The following is a 17614-nucleotide window of genomic DNA, read 5'->3' as shown; positions in this document are numbered from 1 at the left end:
TTTCGACAAATTACGATCTTCAAGAAATACATTGTATTTTTTTAGGAAACATTTATAATAAATTTGTTTTATTAAACTCAGTGTATATAAATAGTAAACTTACGAAAGTGGGGGCTGTCGGTGCTGATCGGCGGGAAGATCAAAAATTTGCGCCTTAAGAGCGGCCTGACGCAAGAAGAACTTGCGGAACGGACGGATCTGACGAAAGGCTACATATCGCAAATTGAAAATGATTTAAGTTCACCTTCTATAGAAACCTTTTTTGATCTCTTGGAAGTGCTTGGCTGCGATCCGAAATCTTTTTTTGATGATCAGACCTTTGCGCAAAAAGTGATTTATCAGCAGCAGGATCAAACTGAATTTTCCGATGCACAACTGGGTTATCAGCTTCGCTGGCTTGTTCCCGAATCTAATGAGAAAGAGATGGAGCCGATCCTTTTGCAGTTAGAGAGACGCGGAGCATTCAAAACATTCGAGCCGTCTCCCGCAGAGACCTTTCTCTATGTACTGTCCGGGTCGATCACCGTCCGTCTTGGGAAGAAACGCTACCATGCGAAAACAGGCGATTCGGTTTACTATCATGCATCTGAAGAGCATCAGCTGATTAATGAGGGCAATGAGTCTGCAAAAGTGCTTTTGGTTGCGACTGAATCTTATTTATAAGAAGAGCCGACTTAAGAGATTGTGCTGTTTAACAGCATGTAACATCAACATAAGAAAAAAGACATGGAGTGGGAAGGATGTGGCAAGGCAGGTGCCATAGCAGGTACAGCGCCGGAGATCCGATGACAGAAAAGACAATCATTCAGTTTGACCATGTTGCCAAACGATTTGACGGGGAAACCATTTTAAGAGACATTAATTTTGAAATTGAACGGGGTAAATTCTATACGTTGCTTGGTCCGTCCGGGTGTGGAAAAACAACCATTTTACGCTTAATTGCCGGATTTCTGGAGCCGAGTGAAGGAACCATTACCTTTGACGGGCAGTTGGTCAATAAAATTCCACCAAATAAGCGTCAAGTTAATACTGTATTTCAGGATTACGCACTGTTCCCGCATCTGAACGTTTTTGAAAATGTGGCGTTTGGCTTGCGAATAAATAAATTAGCAAATAAAGAAATTGAGCCAAGAGTGAAAGAAGCACTGCATTTCGTCAATCTGGATGGTTACCAGAATCGCGAAATTGCCGATCTGTCTGGCGGACAGAAACAACGGGTTGCGATTGCACGTGCCATTGTCAATCGTCCACAGGTGCTTCTGCTGGACGAGCCCCTGTCCGCTTTGGATCTTAAGCTAAGGACTGCAATGCAGGTTGAACTCCGCCAGCTGCAGCGCCGACTTGGCATAACGTTTATTTTCGTAACGCATGACCAAGAGGAAGCACTGGCAATGTCTGATGAGATCTTTGTCCTGAATCAGGGGAAAATTGAGCAGAGTGGTTCGCCGCGCTCGATTTATGACGAACCGATCAACCGTTTTGTTGCCGACTTTATCGGCGAATCCAACATCATTCCCGGCACGATGCTGAGGGATCGTGTCGTCTCCTTTGCAGGTAAAACCTTTGATTGCGTCGATCAGGGCTTTGATGAAATGGAGTCTGTAGAAATCGTGATCCGACCTGAGGATTTGGAGCTGAAGCCGCAGGGAGAAGGGATGCTGCAGGTACGCGTAGAGTCTCAGTTATTCAGAGGCGTACATTATGAAATGATCGGTAAGGATGCGGATGGAAATTCGTGGATGATTCATTCGACGAAGAGCGCGCAAATCGGTGAAGCAATCGGTCTTTTTTTTGAACCTGAAGCGATTCACGTCATGCGTCATGGCGAGACCGAAGAGGACTTTGATCGACGCCTGGAAAGCTATGAGGGTGCCGATCATGACTAAAAAACTGACGAACACCTATCTTATCCCTTACGTTTTGTGGATCGGTCTTTTTGTCATTGCGCCTTTGGCGATGGTCTTATACTATTCTTTTTTTGACATACAGGGACATTTTTCTTTTGAAAATTATGTGCGGTTCTTTACACCAATTTATTTAAGGATGACAGTCAGCTCGATTGGCTATGCATGTTTAATCACCTTCTTTACTTTATTGATTGCCTATCCGACTGCTTATTTGCTAACAAAAATGAAAAATCGCAGGCTGTGGCTTATGCTCATCATCCTGCCGACTTGGATTAATGTCCTATTGAAAGCATATGCCTTCATCGGATTGCTCAGTACCTATGGCCCTGTGGATACACTGTTGGCATTGTCTGGCATCGGACGTAAGCAGATTCTGTTTACAGGCTTCAGTTTTGTTTTTGTTTCGGTGTATTTATTTATTCCTTTTATGATTCTGCCTATATACAACAGCCTCGAAAAGCTGAACAACAGCTTTGTTGAAGCAGCTTATGATTTAGGCGCATCTGCTTGGGCAACCTTTCGGCGTGTCATTTTTCCTCTTACACTTGAAGGCGTCAAATCCGGCGTCCAAGCTGTATTTATCCCTGCGCTGTCTCTGTTTATGCTGACGCGTCTGATTGCCGGTAATCGTGTGATTACACTTGGGACGGCGATTGAGGAACATTTTCTTGTCACGCAGGACTGGGGAATGGGCGCGACGATTGCTGTCTTTTTGATTCTAGCCATGATCGTCGTTATGGCACTGATGGGAAAGGGGTGGCTGAAGCGGTGGTGAAAAAAAGAACTTGGTCAACCATTTACCTCCTTTGCGTCTTTGCTGTGCTCTATCTGCCCATTTTTTATCTTATGTTTTACTCGTTCAATAAGGCCGGGAACATGACACATTTTACAGGCTTCACTTTTGATTGGTATAAAGAAGTGTTCTCCGATAAACGGTTAATTGTGATTGTCATCGATACGGTGATCGTAGCTCTGCTGTCCTCAGTGCTTTCGACCGTGCTCGGTGTTTTCGGTGCCTTGGCGATCTATTTGACGAAGCGACGTCAATACAAGAACATGCTGCTTTCATTAAATAATATTTTGATGGTGAGTCCGGACGTTATTATTGGCGCTTCATTCCTTATCCTTTTTACACTGATCGGCATCAAGCTTGGCTTTATCTCGGTGCTGCTCGCGCATATCGCCTTCAGTGTACCCATCGTTGTGCTGATGGTTCTACCTAAGCTTCAGGAAATGAGTCCCACACTGATTGATGCTGCGCGTGATCTCGGTGCGAAAAGGCTGGATGTGTTGTTAAAGGTGGTTATTCCGTTTATTACGCCGGGCATCTTCGCCGGATTCTTTATGGCACTCACGTATTCTCTCGATGATTTTGCCGTTACATTCTTTGTCACCGGCAATGGATTTTCAACATTGTCTGTTGAAATCTATTCACGAGCGCGTCAAGGCATCTCAATGTCGATCAATGCGCTCTCGACACTCATTTTTCTGATTACCCTTGCCATTGTGCTGGTTTATTATTTCTCAAGCCGCGGGATGGGAAAAGTGAAGCATCTTCCCGGAGGTGAGGACGCATGAAAAAGCTGGTTGTTATGCTTACCGCGGTCCTAGTCATGGTTCTCGCTCTGGCGCTTGTTTCTGCGCGGCTGACCGGGTCGACAACGAAGGCCGATTCCAAGACGTTGACGATCTATAACTGGGGCGATTATATTGATCCGACGCTGATCACGAAATTTGAAAAACAGTACGGCTATCGCGTCATCTATCAAACCTTTGATTCTAATGAAGCGATGCTGACGAAAATTCAACAAGGCGGCACTTCATTTGATCTTATTGTTCCGTCTGATTACATGATCAGCAAAATGCGTGATGAGCATCTACTTCTGCCGATTAATGCCAAAAATGTGCCGAATTTAAAAAATATTGATTCGCGTTTTTTAAATCTGTCTTTTGATCCAAACAATCATTATTCAGTCCCTTATTTCTGGGGTACGGTGGGGATTGTCTACAATCCCAAAATGCTTGGCGGCAGCAAGATCACGAGCTGGAACGATCTGTGGGATAAAAAGTATAAAAATCAAATTTTGCTCGTCGACAGCGCGCGGGAAATCGTGGGAATGGGATTAAACAGTCTGCATTATTCATTGAATGATACCAATAAAAAGCATTTGGAACAGACGTTGCAAAAGCTGAAAAAATTGAAGCCGAACATTAAAGCAATTGTCGGCGATGAGAATAAATTGCTTTTGCCGAGACGAGAAGCAGCCATCGGGGTCCTCTGGTCCGGAGATGCCGTAGAGATTATGGATGAAAATCCGGAATTGACCTATGTTATTCCAAAGGAAGGATCTAATGTATGGTTTGACAACATGGCCATTCCGAAGGGTGCGACGAATAAGAAGGGTGCCGAGCAGTTTATTAATTTCATGCTTGACCCCAAAAACGCTGCTAAGAATGCGGAATACGTCGGCTATGCCACCCCAAACCGTGCGGCAATGCGTTATCTTCCCAAAGAAATAAAGGATGATAAACGCTTCTACCCTGATAAGAAGCTGACGGACCGTCTTGAGGTGTATGAAAATTTCAGCAAGCCGGTTAACGCGCGCATCAACGAATTATTTCTTGAATTTAAAATGAGCCATTAAATATAATGGATCTAAGGATGCATCCTTCCATTTGCTTTTTAACGTGACCGTCGGTAAATTTTTAGAAGGTATGAGGCGATTTATATTGCACAGAAAGTTGTTTATGCTATTATTTTAATAAAAGTGCTGGAGGATTGATCGATCGATGGCGATTATCACCAGGATACGAACGAACGAAAAAGAGCGCGGCTTTTTTTCTGTGGATGTTGCAGAAGAGGACGGAAGCGAGAAAAGCCTGAACATTCATGAAGACGTACTCGTACGCGAGGAATTGCGCAAGGGGCTGGAATTAACGCCGGAGCAGTTGGGACGCCTTCATAGCGAGGCATCGGGTGTTCTAGCCTATAACGCAGCACTCCGCTACCTGTCTTATCGTATGCACAGTGTGTTTGAAATGAAGCAATACTTGGAGAAAAAGGAGTTTGGTGAGCCGCAGATCAACTATGCGGTTCAGCGTTTGAAAAATGAGAAGCTGCTTGACGATGAGGTTTTTGCTGCTTCATTTGTACGCACGCGCATTCAAACATCCACGAAGGGACCGCAGCTTATCTATAGGGAGCTGCTTCAGGCCGGGGTTCCGCAAGAGATTGCCTCGAGGTCTGAAGATCTGTTTCCGCTTGAAGATCAGGTCGAGCATGCGCGAAAATACTTGGCAAAGCAGACGTCTTCGGTCAAGAATAAGAAGTCGAAAGTGGAAGCACGTTTGGTACTTGCCAGACTGTTGATGCAGCGAGGCTATGCTCGAGAAATCAGTGATCAGGTGCTTAGTGAAATTACGGAATTTCTTGAGGAAAATGAAAAAAATGCCTTGGCGCATCAGGCAGAGAAAGCTATGCAGAAATACAAGAAATTCTCCGGAAGAGAGTTCGCTCAGAAAGTAAAGAACTATTTATATCATAAAGGCTATCCGCTTGACGCAATTAATTTGTTCTTAAGCGAACGTATCCATGGCATTAATGAGTAATAATGATATGCAATAAAAAAAGGGCATCCTGTTATCGAGGATGCCCTTTTCGTTTCATTTGCTCAAATATAGATTTGAATTACGAATTCATACGTGCTAATACAAGCTTCTTACGCAGCTTTTGTTCGCTGAATACCCAACCTGTATATGAGCTTTGCACAGATAAATGTTTATCGAGCCATACCGTTGCAGTAAATGGGTACGTACCTTTTGAATAATATCTCAGATCAGTAAACTGAATGACGTATCTACCGTTTCTACGCGCCATTGACCAGTGATAGATCGGAGAGAAAGAAAGGAAAGCACGCACATTTTTATCTTCAGCTGCCGCTTTAATCATTTGATTGTCAAAGTCGATCGGCGTCCGTTCAAAGCGATCAATCAGATGCAGCTTTTTACCGTTCACTTTGCCGACATAAAAGTAATCTTCGCTTTCCGCCGCCAAATGATAATGAGACCAGCGCATGGTCGGCGATAAATAAACTTTAGTTAATCCGGGCAATTGGCTTTTCACATACTTAATGATGTACTTGTGGTAAAAGCCTCGCAGGACATAGTAAACAGAGATCGTCGCGTATATGATCACGAACGTGATTCCCGGATGTCCAAGGGTCTGCCAAATGGCAAAACCGATGAGATGCATGATGAAAATGAATGGGTCGAATATGTTGATTGTTCCTAACGCTACCCATTTTTCCGTAAACGGCCGCGCCGCCTGAGTTCCATACGCATTGAAAATATCAACAAAGACGTGAATGGAAACTGCAGCAAGCGTCCATATCAGCAATTGGCTCGCGTTTGAACCGGGAACAAGTGCAAGGATAATGGCTGCTAAAATGAATGGCCAAAGCAATGTTGCCGGAAGCGAGTGTGTCATGCCGCGATGATTGCGAATATACGCAGCATTATCTTTTAATTTCAGAACCGTATCAATGTCGGGAATTACTGAACCTGCTACAACGCCGATCATTACCGCCTGATAAGTCAGCGGACTTTGGGCGACGAGCGGATCGAGTGTTGCCAATCCGGCTAACCCGAATCCCATAACAATATGTGTCGCTGTATCCATGAAAAAGATTGTCCTCCCTTTTGAACAAAGCTTCTTTTTTCAATGGCACCAAAGATCAAGTGAATCTGCTTTCATTGTCACACAAAATCAAGGATAATGAAAGGGATATTTATGGCAATTTTGATTGAAAATGACATAAGAAAGGTTGAACCGTAGTGAATGCCCAAGAAATCAAGCACTTTAATCATGACTTACTGGATTGGTTTCACAGTCAAGGGCGCAGGCTGCCCTGGCGAGAAACAAACAATCCTTACTATATTTGGATTTCAGAAGTGATGCTTCAACAAACACAGGTGAACACGGTCATTCCTTATTATAACCAATTTATCAGCCGTTTTCCGACGCCGGATGCACTTGCCGAAGCACCGGAGCAGGAGGTTCTGAAATGCTGGGAAGGACTTGGCTATTATTCACGTGCGCGCAATCTTCAGCACGGCGTCCGTGAGGTGGTTGAGAAATATAACGGCACGCTCCCAAACAAAAAAGACGAATTATTATCCATTACCGGTATCGGACCCTACACAGCCGCGGCTCTGCTCAGTATTGCATACAATGAACCTGAGCCCGCAATCGACGGAAATTTGATGCGTGTTCTTTCTCGAGTATTCTTAATTGATGATGATATCGCCAAGCAAAAGACAAGAAAGAAATTCGAAAAATTGGCGAGTGAATTAATTATTGAAACTGAGCCTGCGGCATTTAATCAAGCGCTTATGGATATTGGTGCAACGATCTGTCGGCCGAAAAACACGGATTGCCCCGAATGTCCGATTCACCGCTATTGTCTGGCTTATGATGAAGGTGCACAACTGGAATATCCGGTGAAAAGCGGAAAAGCCAAGCCAAGATTGCTGCATTATGCTGTTCTGCTGATTCAAGATGAGCAGGGACGCTACCTGATTGAACGCAGACCTGATAAAGGATTGCTGGCCGGTTTATGGCAATTTCCAATGATGGCGCTTGACGAGTATGAAGACAGCGAGCAGCAAGAAAGCTATGTTCAGGATCGATACGGCTGCGAGGTATCGCCTGCTGAACAGACTTTTTCATATATGCATCGTTTCTCACATCTAATATGGGATTTGACTCTTCGCATAGGAAAAAGTTCTGCTCATAATCAATTGAGGGAACGGCAGCGTTGGGCAGGCTTGGACGAGCTTGAAAGTTACCCGTTTCCGGTTTCTCACCAAAAAGTGATTGAGTGGATAAAAAATAATCGACACGTTCATACATAATATTTAACCTTTTTGGTTAGAGTAGTGTGGTGGAGGTGATACTCAATGGCTAAGAAGATGAATGCGGGCACAGATGCGGAACAAGTAAAGAAACAAAATGCCCAATCTCAAAACGGACAGTTCAGCGGCGAATATGGCAGTGAAACAAATGCACAAGAAGTTCGCCAGCAAAACCAGAAGTCGCAGCAAAATAAGCAGTAATCACCTTACGCACGGAAAACGCCTTGTCCAGACAATGGACAAGGCGTTTTGCTTTGCTGGTGCGACGATATGATCATAAGATGCAGATTCCCAATCCGCACTTATCGGTTGGGCGATCAGGTTAAGAGACTAATCTGATTAATAGACGGAAAATCTCCGCTTAATTGGAAAATGAACGAAAAAATAGCTTAAATAGACGGAGAAATTCCGCTTATCGAATCGAAAAAAGTGAAAATGAAGGGTTTTTCTTTACATAAGCGGATAAATTACCCTTATTTACCCGCCAAACAAGCCCCATGGTGCATATAAGCGGAAAAATTCCGCTTATTTTGCTCATTACTTAATGAAGGACCAGAATGTTTAATGAAACTGAAGTGAGATGAGGGAACCTTCGCACGTGTAAAGGAGCTTTCGCTAAATACGCATACGTCCTGTATGCAACGCGAAAGCCATCACATCCTTTGAAAGTACGTCCTGTACGCAACGCGAAAGCCATCACGTCCTGCGGGAGTAATGAACGGGCGCTTTGCTCGGTTTTTCACGAATGAGCCAATCCATGTTATTGACACAACTTATGCTGGAATGCATAAATGACAGCCTGCGTACGATCTTGTACCTCAAGTTTGCTTAGAATATTGCTGACATGCACTTTGACGGTTTTCAAAGCAATAAAAAGGTCATCAGCAATTTCCTGATTGCTTTTACCACTGGCCATGAGCAGCAGAACTTCCATTTCACGGTTGGTTAAGTCGTCATGCAGTGCTTTATTTTGGTTCTTTTTCATCCGAGACATTACTTTCTCCGTAACCTCAGGTTCGAGTACGGAATGACCATTGTACGTTGAACGGATCGCTTTGGCGATGTCACTTGCTTTGGATGTTTTAAGAAGATAACTCGTAGCTCCGGCTTCAATCGCAGGATAGACCTTATCATCATCAAGGAAACTTGTAACAATGATAATTTTTGCCTCCGGCCATTTTTCCACAATCTGTTTTGTTGCTTCGATGCCGTCCATTTCCTCCATGACCAGATCCATCAAAATAATATCCGGCTTCAATTTCAAAACTAAGTCAATAGCTTCACGACCGTTATCAGCCTCTCCAACCACCTGGATATCCGGCTGTGCTGATAAATAAGCGGATACGCCGATGCGTACCATTTCATGATCATCAACAAAAACAACGTTAATCATTGTTTTCATCCCTTTCGATTATGGGCACTTTAATTTCCAAACTCGTTCCTTTATCGGGAACGCTCACTAATTTAATTTGACCGCCGATCTGTGCAGCACGCTCTTTCATATTCTGCAGACCGTATGAACCTGGTTTTGTCGCTTGTGCTTTAAAGCCGACCCCGTCATCAGTAACGCGCAGAATGACGAATCCTTCACGTCGAATGAACAGCACGTCCAGATTCTGTGCCTTGGCATGGCGCAGGGTATTCGACACCGTCTCCTGCAGAATACGGAACAGTTGATCTTCGATACCGCGTTCCAGTTTAATCGGTTCGATCGTTGCATTGATGTTGAGCAGAACTTTTTGCTTGAGTTCGAGAAGTAATTCCTCCACTCCTTGTTTAAATGCTTTTCCATGAAGTTGTACCGGCCGTAGATGGAGGAAGAGTGCCCTCATCTCGAGCTGGGACTGATGAATCGTCTGTTCAACTAGCTTCAATTGACGACTTTCCATATCATCCGATACTGGCCGCAACTCGTTAATTGTCGACATAAGCATCGATGCAGCAAACAATTGCTGACTCACAGAGTCGTGCAGTTCGCGGGCAAGACGATTGCGTTCTTCAGAAACAATTTTCTGGATCGCCTTCTCCTCAATTTCCGATTTATCATTTGCAGCCTGCTGCGCCAGCTGTGTCAATTCATTGATTTTGGAACTGATCTGCTGCGTACGGTTAATAATCGGCTGCACGTCACAGGAATAGACGTTGTCACCGCCTGCCTCTTTTCCTTGCATGGCGCCATCGAGTGTATCGCTGACAATGACGAGTTGCCTGCGCCAGTACAAACCGGAAATCAGGCCGGCGACACCTCCGATAAAGAGCGCCAGAATCGGCACGATAAAAGCAAAGGGCAGATGCCACACCTGCTGATTCCAGAGCAATGACCACTTAGAAGGAGGGAAGGCAATAAAGAATACTGAAGAAAAGAGGATTAAGCAAACAAGTGAAAAACAGATGCCGACGATCATTTGCCTTTTGACTGCGGTCATACGCGCAGCACCTCCAGACTTCCGGCAACTGCAGAAATCATCAGTTTAACTTTTTGCTCTGCTTGATCATAACCGTCAGATTGTATGATTCTCGATTCATGAATCAACTGACTTTCATGATGATCGAAGAAATCGACTTGCCCAAGCACAATTGAGTAGTGCATGGCAACCTCAACACCGTAAGGAACGAGGATACGCACTCTCCCTGCAAGATGGCGTATAAAGATAATCGATTCCTTTTTCGGGAGGATCGTTTGGCTGAGATCAATGATTGTGTCACCGGCACCAGTTTGGATGTTGATATCCTGCCATTCATAGCCTTGGTCAGGGGTTTCTTGGTGGCCGAACCATTTATTTTTGAGCAGCCCTGAGAGAATCGTTACTTTGTCTTCAAAAGCAGAAGGATGATCAAAGTCGGGTGTAATCTGCTTTGGACTTTTTTTCCTTTGAATGAAATCGATAACAAAGCAGATAAATAAAGCGATGATAATGAATTTAAAAACAAGCAGATTAAAAATGGTGAATACAAGTCCGATCACGCCGATCCAGAACAGAATTTTTCCTTTTCGCGAGTGCTTGTTGTTTCGTCCATAGTAAAGCATTGCACCGAATAGTACAGCAGGGAATAGGAAACCCCATCCGTCGAACAGCGTTTGGAGAATAATGAGAAACAGGCAGACAATAATGAGCCAGCTGTATTTATCATTTTTCAGTTGCTCAAACATGTTGGATCATCTGCCTTTCGTGTTGCAGTTCAGCTGAATTATGTAGATAAGAAAAAGGCGTTCATCGCACCTTTTTCCATTTTAGCATCGTTATGTGGGACAAGCTAGACCGTACTGTTTCCTCAATTGGTTTTGCCTTTTTCAAGTTCGCGCTCGATTTCGCGAATTCGGGCATCAATCGTATTCTGATGATAATTGGTGTTCACCTTTTGTTCAAGCTGTTCGAGATACATTTCGCTTTCCTCAAATTTGGAAAACGATTGCCCAAATGCCCGCTCTGGCTGAATGATTGAGTTCATGCGGTGATTCGCATTGGCAATGTTCTCACGGCTCATCAGCTCCATGCGTTTTAAATACATATCCTTTAATTTTCGTTTCATTTCTGCGTAATTCTGTTCCAGCTGATCAAGCTGTTTGACGGTCGTTTCGTAGGCATTTTTCAGTTGCTCTGTTTTCTGTGCATAATCCTCATGTTCTTTTAATGCAAAAGTGTATAATTCTGTCTCCGCGGCGCGTTCGGCGATGTCAGCCTGATGCTTTCTTTTCGCAGCCATCTCAGAGGCTTCATGATACTCCTTAATAAACTGATCCTTGAGCAGATACTGTCGGTCAATTAATTGGCGTACCCGCTTTACTTCAGCCTCACAGCGGCGCAAGTGCTGATTTAGTGTTGCAATTGGATTTTTTTGCTCTTTCTGGTCGAGCATGTCGTTCAGATCGGCAGAGATTGAGTCTTTCAGACGAGTAAATAGATTGCTCATTATGGGTTGCTCCTTTTATTTGATGTATTTGTTACACAATCACAAGCTAAGATCGTATAAAAATTTAGCGGAATTCCTTCCATTCTTTCTCGAAGTGATCAAATGGGTCGCGCGGTTCGACAATCACTGGTTTTTCATTCTTCCACGTTTTGTATACAAAGTAGAGACCGGCAAGTGCGATGATGCCGATGATGGCAGGAACATTGCCAATTGAGAAGCACAGGGCAATAATCCCCACGATCGCCCAAAGCACTTTTCCTCCGGTGGAAGCGGCTTTGTTGAACTTCTTAAATGCAAAGTACAGGACAGCCAGACTGACAATTAAACCAACCATGGATCCCAACTGAGTAAGCAGGACGATCAAGCTGACGGCTCCAAGCAGAAACAAGGCAAATTTTTTCATGTATGTGATCCTCCTTTCTATGTCCTAATCATATAAAAAAGGCGATGTGCAGATAATGAGCCGAAGCTGTATCTTGAGCTAAGTCTTTGGACTTAGTCATGCTACAACTTGAAAGCAAAACAAGGCTGCAACCCCATTTGCGCACTTGCGAACCGTTAGTCCAGGCAAAGATCAGTAAATATCTGGAAAAAATCAATAGAATCTGAGAAAAGTTCAGACCAATCCAGGTGAATTAAAGTCCAATGTGAGAAAAGAAAAAGGAACGGTCCTTGGAGCCGTTCCTTTTTTGCATAATATGAGTATGAAGATTTAGATGAATTTATCGAATCTGATTCGACTTCTTGTGAAACGACTGATAGCTGTTGACGAGAAGGTCGAGATGTTCAACATGCTGACTGTAATCAATGATTGTTGACAAAAGTGGAAGAATGTCGAGCCATTCATCGTTGTTAGTTTGCGAGAAGAAGGAAAAAAAGGAATTGGCAAGATCGGTGCGATGCTGATAATCTTTTTTTGCCTGCTCCTCATGTCGTTTTCCCCTAATTTTGCCGTCAAATTTGAGCAGCACGCGCTCATGAAATGTCATTAATCCGCTTAACTGAATTCTGAGTGTTTCCCGAAATTGATCCGGTAGGAGCCGAAAAGCATTTTCATTGCGGTCCAGCTCATTCAAGGCTTGATGGAGCAATCGCGTTGCGGTGATCATTTCACGAAAGATAACCGTACGCCGCAGTTTCACCGGCATCGCTTTTTTCCTGAAAACACGTTCTTCCTTATACCAGTGGTAATAATTTTCGATTTTCAGCTTTCTGCTGTCGAAAGCAGCTAGTTCAGTTTTAATCTTCGTATTATCTGAAGTTCCTCCGCTGAGCAGCCGCGTCCACTTAAAAAGCTGCGTGGTTTGATCAAGAATTTGTTCATAAAGAGTCTTTTCATAATGAGGCGGGAAGATCAGCAAATTAACTAATGTCGCAGAAACAACACCAATGCAAATCATGGAGAACCGTCGAACCCCTTCAAGAAGGAACTCGTTGCCGCCGCTCATTCCGCTCGACATGATGAAAATGACGGTCACCATCGTTAAGGTGAGTGTCCGATGCAATCCGAATTTAAGATGGATTAAGATAACAAAGACGACGGTCAGTCCGACGACAATTGATGTGTCGCCGAAAATGATGACCGCGGCAACCGCAATGAGCGCACCGATGAAATTGCCGTAGATGTTCTGGACCATCGCCCGAATGGAGCGTTGGACCGATGGTCGTGTCGTCATGGCAGCAGCGACTCCGGCCATGATCGGTGGAGTCATCCCAAATGCTAAAGCGGTCATTAATGCAACAGTTACGGCAACGCCGGTTTTCAGACTGCGGGCACCCAGATGCATGGTGTTTCTCCTCCTTATCTTAAGAAAAAAAGAGCGGCTCAGGCCGCTCTCCTCTTATAAATACATTAAGACTTGGCGAGCTGAGCGAAAGCATAATCAACAGCTTCCAGTGTATCGTCAATATCTTGTTCACTGTGTTCGGTCGTCAAGAACCATGCTTCATATTTCGAAGGTGCTAAATTAATGCCCTTCTCCAGCATGTATTTGAAGAAACGTCCGAACATTTCGCTGTCGGTTGCTTTTGCTTCTTCGTAGTTTGTGATTTCATGATCGGAAAAATACAGCGTCATCGCTCCGCCAATACGATTGATCGCTATTGGGAGACGGTATTTTTCGTTGATCGTGTGCATTCCGTCTTCCAGCTTCTTTCCGAGACGGTCCATTCGTTCATAAATCCCCGGTGTTTGAAGTACTTCCAAACATGCGATGCCACTCGCCATGGAAAGCGGATTTCCTGCCATAGTTCCTGCCTGATAGGCCGGACCAAGCGGTGCAACTTCATCCATAATTTCTTTTTTGCCGCCGTAAGCACCGATTGGCAGTCCGCCGCCGATAATCTTGCCCATTGCCGTGAGATCCGGGGTCACACCGAGATAGTTTTGTGCGCCGCCGTACATGAATCGGAAGTTCGTAATGACTTCATCGTAGATCACGACTGAACCGAACTGATGGGCGATTTCATTAACCGCTTCAAGGAAGCCTGGCTGAGGCATAACCATCCCGAAGTTGCCGACGATTGGTTCAACAAGCACGCCTGCGATATCCGAGCCCCATTTGTCGAACGCTTGCTGGAGTGTGTCCACATTATTAAATGGAACTGTGATGACTTCATGAGCCGTACTTTCCGTTACACCGGCCGAATCTGGAGAGCCAAGGGTGGAAGGGCCTGAGCCTGCTGCAACAAGAACGAGGTCAAAATGTCCGTGATAGCTTCCTGAAAATTTTAAAATAATCTTTCTTCCTGTGTATGCACGAGCCACACGGACAGTTGTCATCACCGATTCCGTACCTGAATTGGTGAAGCGCACCTTGTCTAAGGAAGGAATGGCCTTCTTCAGCATAACGGCAAGTTCAGTTTCCAATTTCGTCGGTGTGCCGTACAGAACGCCGAGTTCAGCTTGCTTTTTGATTGCTTCGGTGATGTGCGGGTGAGCGAATCCGGTAATAATTGGTCCGTAAGCAGCTAAATAGTCTATGTAACGATTCCCGTCTTCGTCCCAGAAATATGCACCTTTTCCTTTTTTCATGAACACCGCGGCACCCCCGCCGACCGCGGCATAAGAACGCGAAGGACTGTTAACGCCTCCGACAATATGCTCAAGCGCTTCTGCATAGAGTTTTTCTGAAGTAGTAATATTCATTGTACCGATCTCTCCTCTAACCAATAAAGTGACATTTCTCACTCAAGTATCCAATACAAGTAAATAAATGACAAGCAATGAACCTTAATGAGAAATTAATCAAACATGCGATGGTTCATCAAAAACACAAAATGTTCGAGGATGCGTGCGGTGAGTCCCCAAATTGTTTTTCCTTGATAGTCGTAAAAAGGTTCAGTAATTTGCATATTACGAAATGCATAATTTTTTCCTGATACAATCCGTTCGAACGGAAATTCTGCATTTTTATCCACGGAAAAAATGAGCGAGTGTTTTTCGGGGATCTGTTTCATGAGCCATGGGAGCGGTATTGTAAATAGTTCCTGAACCTCACCAGGGTTGGGATTAAGTGTTTCAGACGAGTCAATGACACCGACAAATGGATAAATGAATAATTCAGAGGTCGCGATGCATGTGCCCATTTGACCGATGACGTTAATGGATTCTTTTTGGATTCCTAATTCTTCGCATGTTTCACGTATGGCAGTAGCATGCATGGAACCATCAATTTTTTCACTGCGTCCTCCGGGAAAACAAATATCTCCAGGCTGCCGCTTTAATTGCGCAGCACGAATTTCCAAAAGAATATGCCATGTATTGTCCTTATGAATCAGTGGCAGAATGACCGCCGATTTTTTCGCCGTATCTTCGCCGATAATTGAACCGTCGTTTTCTATTCTCCGTGTAATACTTCTTATATCCATATGATCACCTACATTTAGACGATTTTACCTTCTTATTCTACCATTTTTAGTGAGTGACCGCCTGATTGCGGTGATTGCAGAAGCGCATAAGTTCACTTTACTGTCTGATCGGGGTATGATTTAACTGGTACAAGTATCTTCTCTATTGAAATAAAGCGGATCATTTCGTGCATCTTTAAGAAATGAACGGACTTTGACCTTCGCAAACGAATTGACTGAAAGGAATTGATCACAATGTTGGAAGCAGGAACGAAAGCACCTGACTTTACATTACAAGAGACAAATGGAATGGAAGTATCTCTATCTGATTTTAAGGGAAAAAATGTTGTCCTGTATTTTTATCCGAAAGACATGACTCCAGGGTGCACAACGGAAGCGTGTGATTTCCGTGATCAAAACAGCCGTTTTGAAAAACTCAATACCGTCGTTCTCGGAATCAGCCCTGATCCAATCGAAAAACACCAAAAATTTGCCGAAAAGCATATGCTGCCCTTCACACTTTTATCTGATCCTGATCATCAAATTGCCGAAACGTACGGAAGCTGGCAACTGAAGAACATGTTTGGGAAAAAAGCAATGGGGATTGTTCGTTCCACCTTTGTTATTGATAAAGAAGGGACCATCAGTAGAGTCTGGCCGAAGGTAAAAGTTGCGGGACATGTTGAAGAAGTGTATCAGTACATTAAAGAACAGCTCATATAATGAAGTAAAGTAATTCTCAAACAGAATACTTAAATGAAAAAATCAGGTGTTTCAAGATCCTGATTTTTTTGCTTAATATCGGCTGAATGGCGTGCGGTCATCAAAGCAGGTCATTCGAGCACTTTCAAACACCATTTAATCGGTAAATGTTCTTCCGTAATCTAGAAGCGGATCTCATTGCCCGCTTAATTTTTTCGATTAGATGCATGTAACAGAGTGAATGTGGCAAAATATAAGGTGAATGCTCTCTAGACTTTAGCAAGTACTGAACATTGACAGGACAAGCTTTAACCATGTAAACTAAAAATATAATTATAACCATTGTAATCTGATAATTGATTTTAATAATCACTATCTTTGAAAGTGAGGTGCATGACGATGAGCGATAATATGTTAAAAGTAGATCACGCGATTGAGATGCTAAAGAGCTCTGGTGTACGCATTACACCGCAGCGTCATGCGATTCTTGAATATCTAGTCTTTTCAGATTCACATCCTACAGCGGATGAAATCTATAAAGCGCTTGAACACAAATTTCCTAATATGAGTGTTGCGACTGTATATAATAATTTACGCGTATTTAAAAAAACCGGCTTAGTCAAAGAACTTACCTATGGCGATGCTTCCAGCCGCTTCGATTTTTCAACCAAGCGCCACTATCATGTGATCTGCAGTAAATGCGGGAAAATCGTCGATTTCTTTTACCCGGCACTTGATGAAGTAGAAGCACTGGCTGCACAGGTTACCGGATTCAAAGTGGACCATCATCGTCTTGAAATTTACGGCGTTTGTCCGGAGTGTCAAGCTAAAGAATCAGCTACTCCTTCAAAGCCACAGCAAGAATCAAGCATTAGCTGATTCAATCATTAAAAAAATATGTCTAAAAAAACCAGAAGCGAGCCGTTTTGTGTTGACGGATTCGCTTCTGGTTTTTTTTGCAAGTAAAGAAAGTATAAGAATTTGCCCCGTATTTAAACGAATAAACCAGTGTCTTGGCCGAGAATCAAAGCAGAGGTGCGAGACGCCTGCAGGATCAGGTGCCAGCGAGACCCCGCAGATTTCTGCTTGTCTGAGGAGGTTCGCGGTGCGCCCGCGGTCGCGCTCAGTTGATGCGAGCAACCGAAGCGATGATTCAACACTGTAAAGACACAAACCAATCACACATGGCTGGAGATTAAAGACCGGGCGCTTTTTGCCCGGTTTTTCTTACAGGTAAAGAAAGTATATCGTTTTGTCTTGCTGATACGACGATAAGGTCATAAGATGCTGAATTCCAATCCGCACTTATCGGTTGAGCGATCAGGGTAAGT

19 protein-coding genes are annotated in these 17614 nt (G+C 43.9%); 10 read left to right on the top strand and 9 right to left on the bottom strand.

Annotation, left to right across the window (positions count from 1 at the left end; all coding sequences use genetic code 11):
- The first annotated feature begins 120 nt into the window (after window positions 1-120).
- From NOM01_RS12655 to NOM01_RS12630, 6 genes are all read left to right on the top strand, one after another.
- The gene (locus NOM01_RS12655) at window positions 121-663 is read left to right on the top strand and encodes a helix-turn-helix domain-containing protein (protein ID WP_255748853.1); all 543 of its coding nucleotides are present in this window, start codon (window positions 121-123) and stop codon (window positions 661-663) included.
- A 122-nt stretch (window positions 664-785) separates the two neighbouring features.
- On the top strand, window positions 786-1886 hold the full coding sequence (locus tag NOM01_RS12650; protein ID WP_255748918.1) for an ABC transporter ATP-binding protein: 1101 nt from the start codon (window positions 786-788) through the stop codon (window positions 1884-1886).
- The gene (locus NOM01_RS12645; protein WP_255748852.1) at window positions 1879-2682 is read left to right on the top strand and encodes an ABC transporter permease; all 804 of its coding nucleotides are present in this window, start codon (window positions 1879-1881) and stop codon (window positions 2680-2682) included. Before NOM01_RS12650 ends, NOM01_RS12645 begins: the two co-directional genes overlap by 8 nt.
- Window positions 2676-3485: an ABC transporter permease gene (locus NOM01_RS12640; protein ID WP_255748851.1), complete on the top strand. Its 810-nt coding sequence runs from the start codon at window positions 2676-2678 to the stop codon at window positions 3483-3485. Before NOM01_RS12645 ends, NOM01_RS12640 begins: the two co-directional genes overlap by 7 nt.
- Complete coding sequence (locus tag NOM01_RS12635; RefSeq protein WP_255748850.1) at window positions 3482-4552, top strand: ABC transporter substrate-binding protein; 1071 nt, start codon at window positions 3482-3484, stop codon at window positions 4550-4552. The genes NOM01_RS12640 and NOM01_RS12635 overlap by 4 nt, the downstream gene beginning before the upstream one ends.
- Before the next feature lie 145 nt (window positions 4553-4697).
- Window positions 4698-5516 (top strand): RecX family transcriptional regulator, encoded by an 819-nt coding sequence (locus NOM01_RS12630; protein WP_255748849.1) that lies wholly within the window; start codon window positions 4698-4700, stop codon window positions 5514-5516.
- A 79-nt stretch (window positions 5517-5595) separates the two neighbouring features.
- Here NOM01_RS12630 and NOM01_RS12625 read toward each other — a convergent pair whose 3' ends face one another.
- Window positions 5596-6585 (bottom strand): metal-dependent hydrolase, encoded by a 990-nt coding sequence (locus tag NOM01_RS12625; RefSeq protein ID WP_255748848.1) that lies wholly within the window; start codon window positions 6583-6585, stop codon window positions 5596-5598.
- 155 nt (window positions 6586-6740) lie between these two features.
- On the opposite strand from NOM01_RS12625, the gene mutY reads away from it, so the two are divergent.
- Window positions 6741-7820 carry an A/G-specific adenine glycosylase gene (mutY, locus tag NOM01_RS12620; RefSeq protein ID WP_255748846.1) on the top strand — a complete coding sequence of 360 codons (1080 nt, stop codon included), beginning with the start codon at window positions 6741-6743 and terminating at the stop codon, window positions 7818-7820.
- A 45-nt stretch (window positions 7821-7865) separates the two neighbouring features.
- Window positions 7866-8021 (top strand): gamma-type small acid-soluble spore protein, encoded by a 156-nt coding sequence (locus tag NOM01_RS12615; protein ID WP_255748845.1) that lies wholly within the window; start codon window positions 7866-7868, stop codon window positions 8019-8021.
- A gap of 559 nt (window positions 8022-8580) precedes the next feature.
- Here NOM01_RS12615 and NOM01_RS12610 read toward each other — a convergent pair.
- From NOM01_RS12610 to NOM01_RS12575, 8 genes are all read right to left on the bottom strand, one after another.
- Entirely contained in the window at window positions 8581-9213 is a 633-nt protein-coding gene (locus NOM01_RS12610) for a response regulator transcription factor (protein WP_255748844.1), read from the bottom strand.
- Complete coding sequence (locus tag NOM01_RS12605) at window positions 9206-10246, bottom strand: sensor histidine kinase (RefSeq protein WP_255748843.1); 1041 nt, start codon at window positions 10244-10246, stop codon at window positions 9206-9208. The genes NOM01_RS12610 and NOM01_RS12605 overlap by 8 nt, the downstream gene beginning before the upstream one ends.
- Entirely contained in the window at window positions 10243-10971 is a 729-nt protein-coding gene (gene liaF / locus NOM01_RS12600; protein WP_255748842.1) for a cell wall-active antibiotics response protein LiaF, read from the bottom strand. Before liaF ends, NOM01_RS12605 begins: the two co-directional genes overlap by 4 nt.
- A 122-nt stretch (window positions 10972-11093) precedes the next feature.
- On the bottom strand, window positions 11094-11732 hold the full coding sequence (locus tag NOM01_RS12595; RefSeq protein WP_255748841.1) for a PspA/IM30 family protein: 639 nt from the start codon (window positions 11730-11732) through the stop codon (window positions 11094-11096).
- A 64-nt stretch (window positions 11733-11796) separates the two neighbouring features.
- Window positions 11797-12135, bottom strand: a complete 339-nt coding sequence (locus tag NOM01_RS12590; RefSeq protein WP_255748840.1) for a lmo0954 family membrane protein — start codon at window positions 12133-12135, stop codon at window positions 11797-11799.
- 319 nt (window positions 12136-12454) lie between these two features.
- Entirely contained in the window at window positions 12455-13519 is a 1065-nt protein-coding gene (locus NOM01_RS12585; RefSeq protein WP_255748839.1) for an FUSC family protein, read from the bottom strand.
- 65 nt (window positions 13520-13584) lie between these two features.
- Window positions 13585-14880, bottom strand: coding sequence for a glutamate-1-semialdehyde 2,1-aminomutase (locus tag NOM01_RS12580; RefSeq protein WP_255748838.1), 1296 nt, complete (start codon window positions 14878-14880; stop codon window positions 13585-13587).
- 95 nt (window positions 14881-14975) lie between these two features.
- Window positions 14976-15602 (bottom strand): NUDIX hydrolase, encoded by a 627-nt coding sequence (locus tag NOM01_RS12575; protein WP_255748837.1) that lies wholly within the window; start codon window positions 15600-15602, stop codon window positions 14976-14978.
- Between the two features lie 234 nt (window positions 15603-15836).
- Between NOM01_RS12575 and bcp the strand changes: the two genes are divergently transcribed.
- Both bcp and perR read left to right on the top strand, forming a co-directional pair.
- Complete coding sequence (gene bcp / locus NOM01_RS12570) at window positions 15837-16304, top strand: thioredoxin-dependent thiol peroxidase (protein WP_255748836.1); 468 nt, start codon at window positions 15837-15839, stop codon at window positions 16302-16304.
- 378 nt (window positions 16305-16682) lie between these two features.
- Window positions 16683-17162, top strand: coding sequence for a peroxide-responsive transcriptional repressor PerR (gene perR / locus NOM01_RS12565; RefSeq protein WP_255748835.1), 480 nt, complete (start codon window positions 16683-16685; stop codon window positions 17160-17162).
- Window positions 17163-17614: the final 452 nt, after the last annotated feature.

Source organism: Sporolactobacillus sp. STSJ-5 (assembly GCF_024385605.1).
Lineage (GTDB): Bacteria > Bacillota > Bacilli > Bacillales > Sporolactobacillaceae > Sporolactobacillus.
Note: the sequence above shows the minus strand (reverse complement) of the source record. Positions and strands in the feature narration are given on the sequence as shown.

What these genes read in the sequence shown, in the direction of transcription:
- NOM01_RS12650 (WP_255748918.1), top strand. Translation starts at nt 786, where the DNA reads ATGACAGAAAAGACAATCATTCAGTTTGACCATGTTGCCAAACGATTT.
- NOM01_RS12645 (WP_255748852.1), top strand. Translation starts at nt 1,879, where the DNA reads ATGACTAAAAAACTGACGAACACCTATCTTATCCCTTACGTTTTGTGG.
- NOM01_RS12635 (WP_255748850.1), top strand. Translation starts at nt 3,482, where the DNA reads ATGAAAAAGCTGGTTGTTATGCTTACCGCGGTCCTAGTCATGGTTCTC.
- NOM01_RS12630 (WP_255748849.1), top strand. Translation starts at nt 4,698, where the DNA reads ATGGCGATTATCACCAGGATACGAACGAACGAAAAAGAGCGCGGCTTT.
- NOM01_RS12625 (WP_255748848.1), bottom strand. Translation starts at nt 6,585, where the DNA reads ATGGATACAGCGACACATATTGTTATGGGATTCGGGTTAGCCGGATTG.
- NOM01_RS12615 (WP_255748845.1), top strand. Translation starts at nt 7,866, where the DNA reads ATGGCTAAGAAGATGAATGCGGGCACAGATGCGGAACAAGTAAAGAAA.
- NOM01_RS12610 (WP_255748844.1), bottom strand. Translation starts at nt 9,213, where the DNA reads ATGATTAACGTTGTTTTTGTTGATGATCATGAAATGGTACGCATCGGC.
- NOM01_RS12605 (WP_255748843.1), bottom strand. Translation starts at nt 10,246, where the DNA reads ATGACCGCAGTCAAAAGGCAAATGATCGTCGGCATCTGTTTTTCACTT.
- liaF (WP_255748842.1), bottom strand. Translation starts at nt 10,971, where the DNA reads ATGTTTGAGCAACTGAAAAATGATAAATACAGCTGGCTCATTATTGTC.
- NOM01_RS12595 (WP_255748841.1), bottom strand. Translation starts at nt 11,732, where the DNA reads ATGAGCAATCTATTTACTCGTCTGAAAGACTCAATCTCTGCCGATCTG.
- NOM01_RS12590 (WP_255748840.1), bottom strand. Translation starts at nt 12,135, where the DNA reads ATGAAAAAATTTGCCTTGTTTCTGCTTGGAGCCGTCAGCTTGATCGTC.
- NOM01_RS12585 (WP_255748839.1), bottom strand. Translation starts at nt 13,519, where the DNA reads ATGCATCTGGGTGCCCGCAGTCTGAAAACCGGCGTTGCCGTAACTGTT.
- NOM01_RS12580 (WP_255748838.1), bottom strand. Translation starts at nt 14,880, where the DNA reads ATGAATATTACTACTTCAGAAAAACTCTATGCAGAAGCGCTTGAGCAT.
- NOM01_RS12575 (WP_255748837.1), bottom strand. Translation starts at nt 15,602, where the DNA reads ATGGATATAAGAAGTATTACACGGAGAATAGAAAACGACGGTTCAATT.
- bcp (WP_255748836.1), top strand. Translation starts at nt 15,837, where the DNA reads ATGTTGGAAGCAGGAACGAAAGCACCTGACTTTACATTACAAGAGACA.
- perR (WP_255748835.1), top strand. Translation starts at nt 16,683, where the DNA reads ATGAGCGATAATATGTTAAAAGTAGATCACGCGATTGAGATGCTAAAG.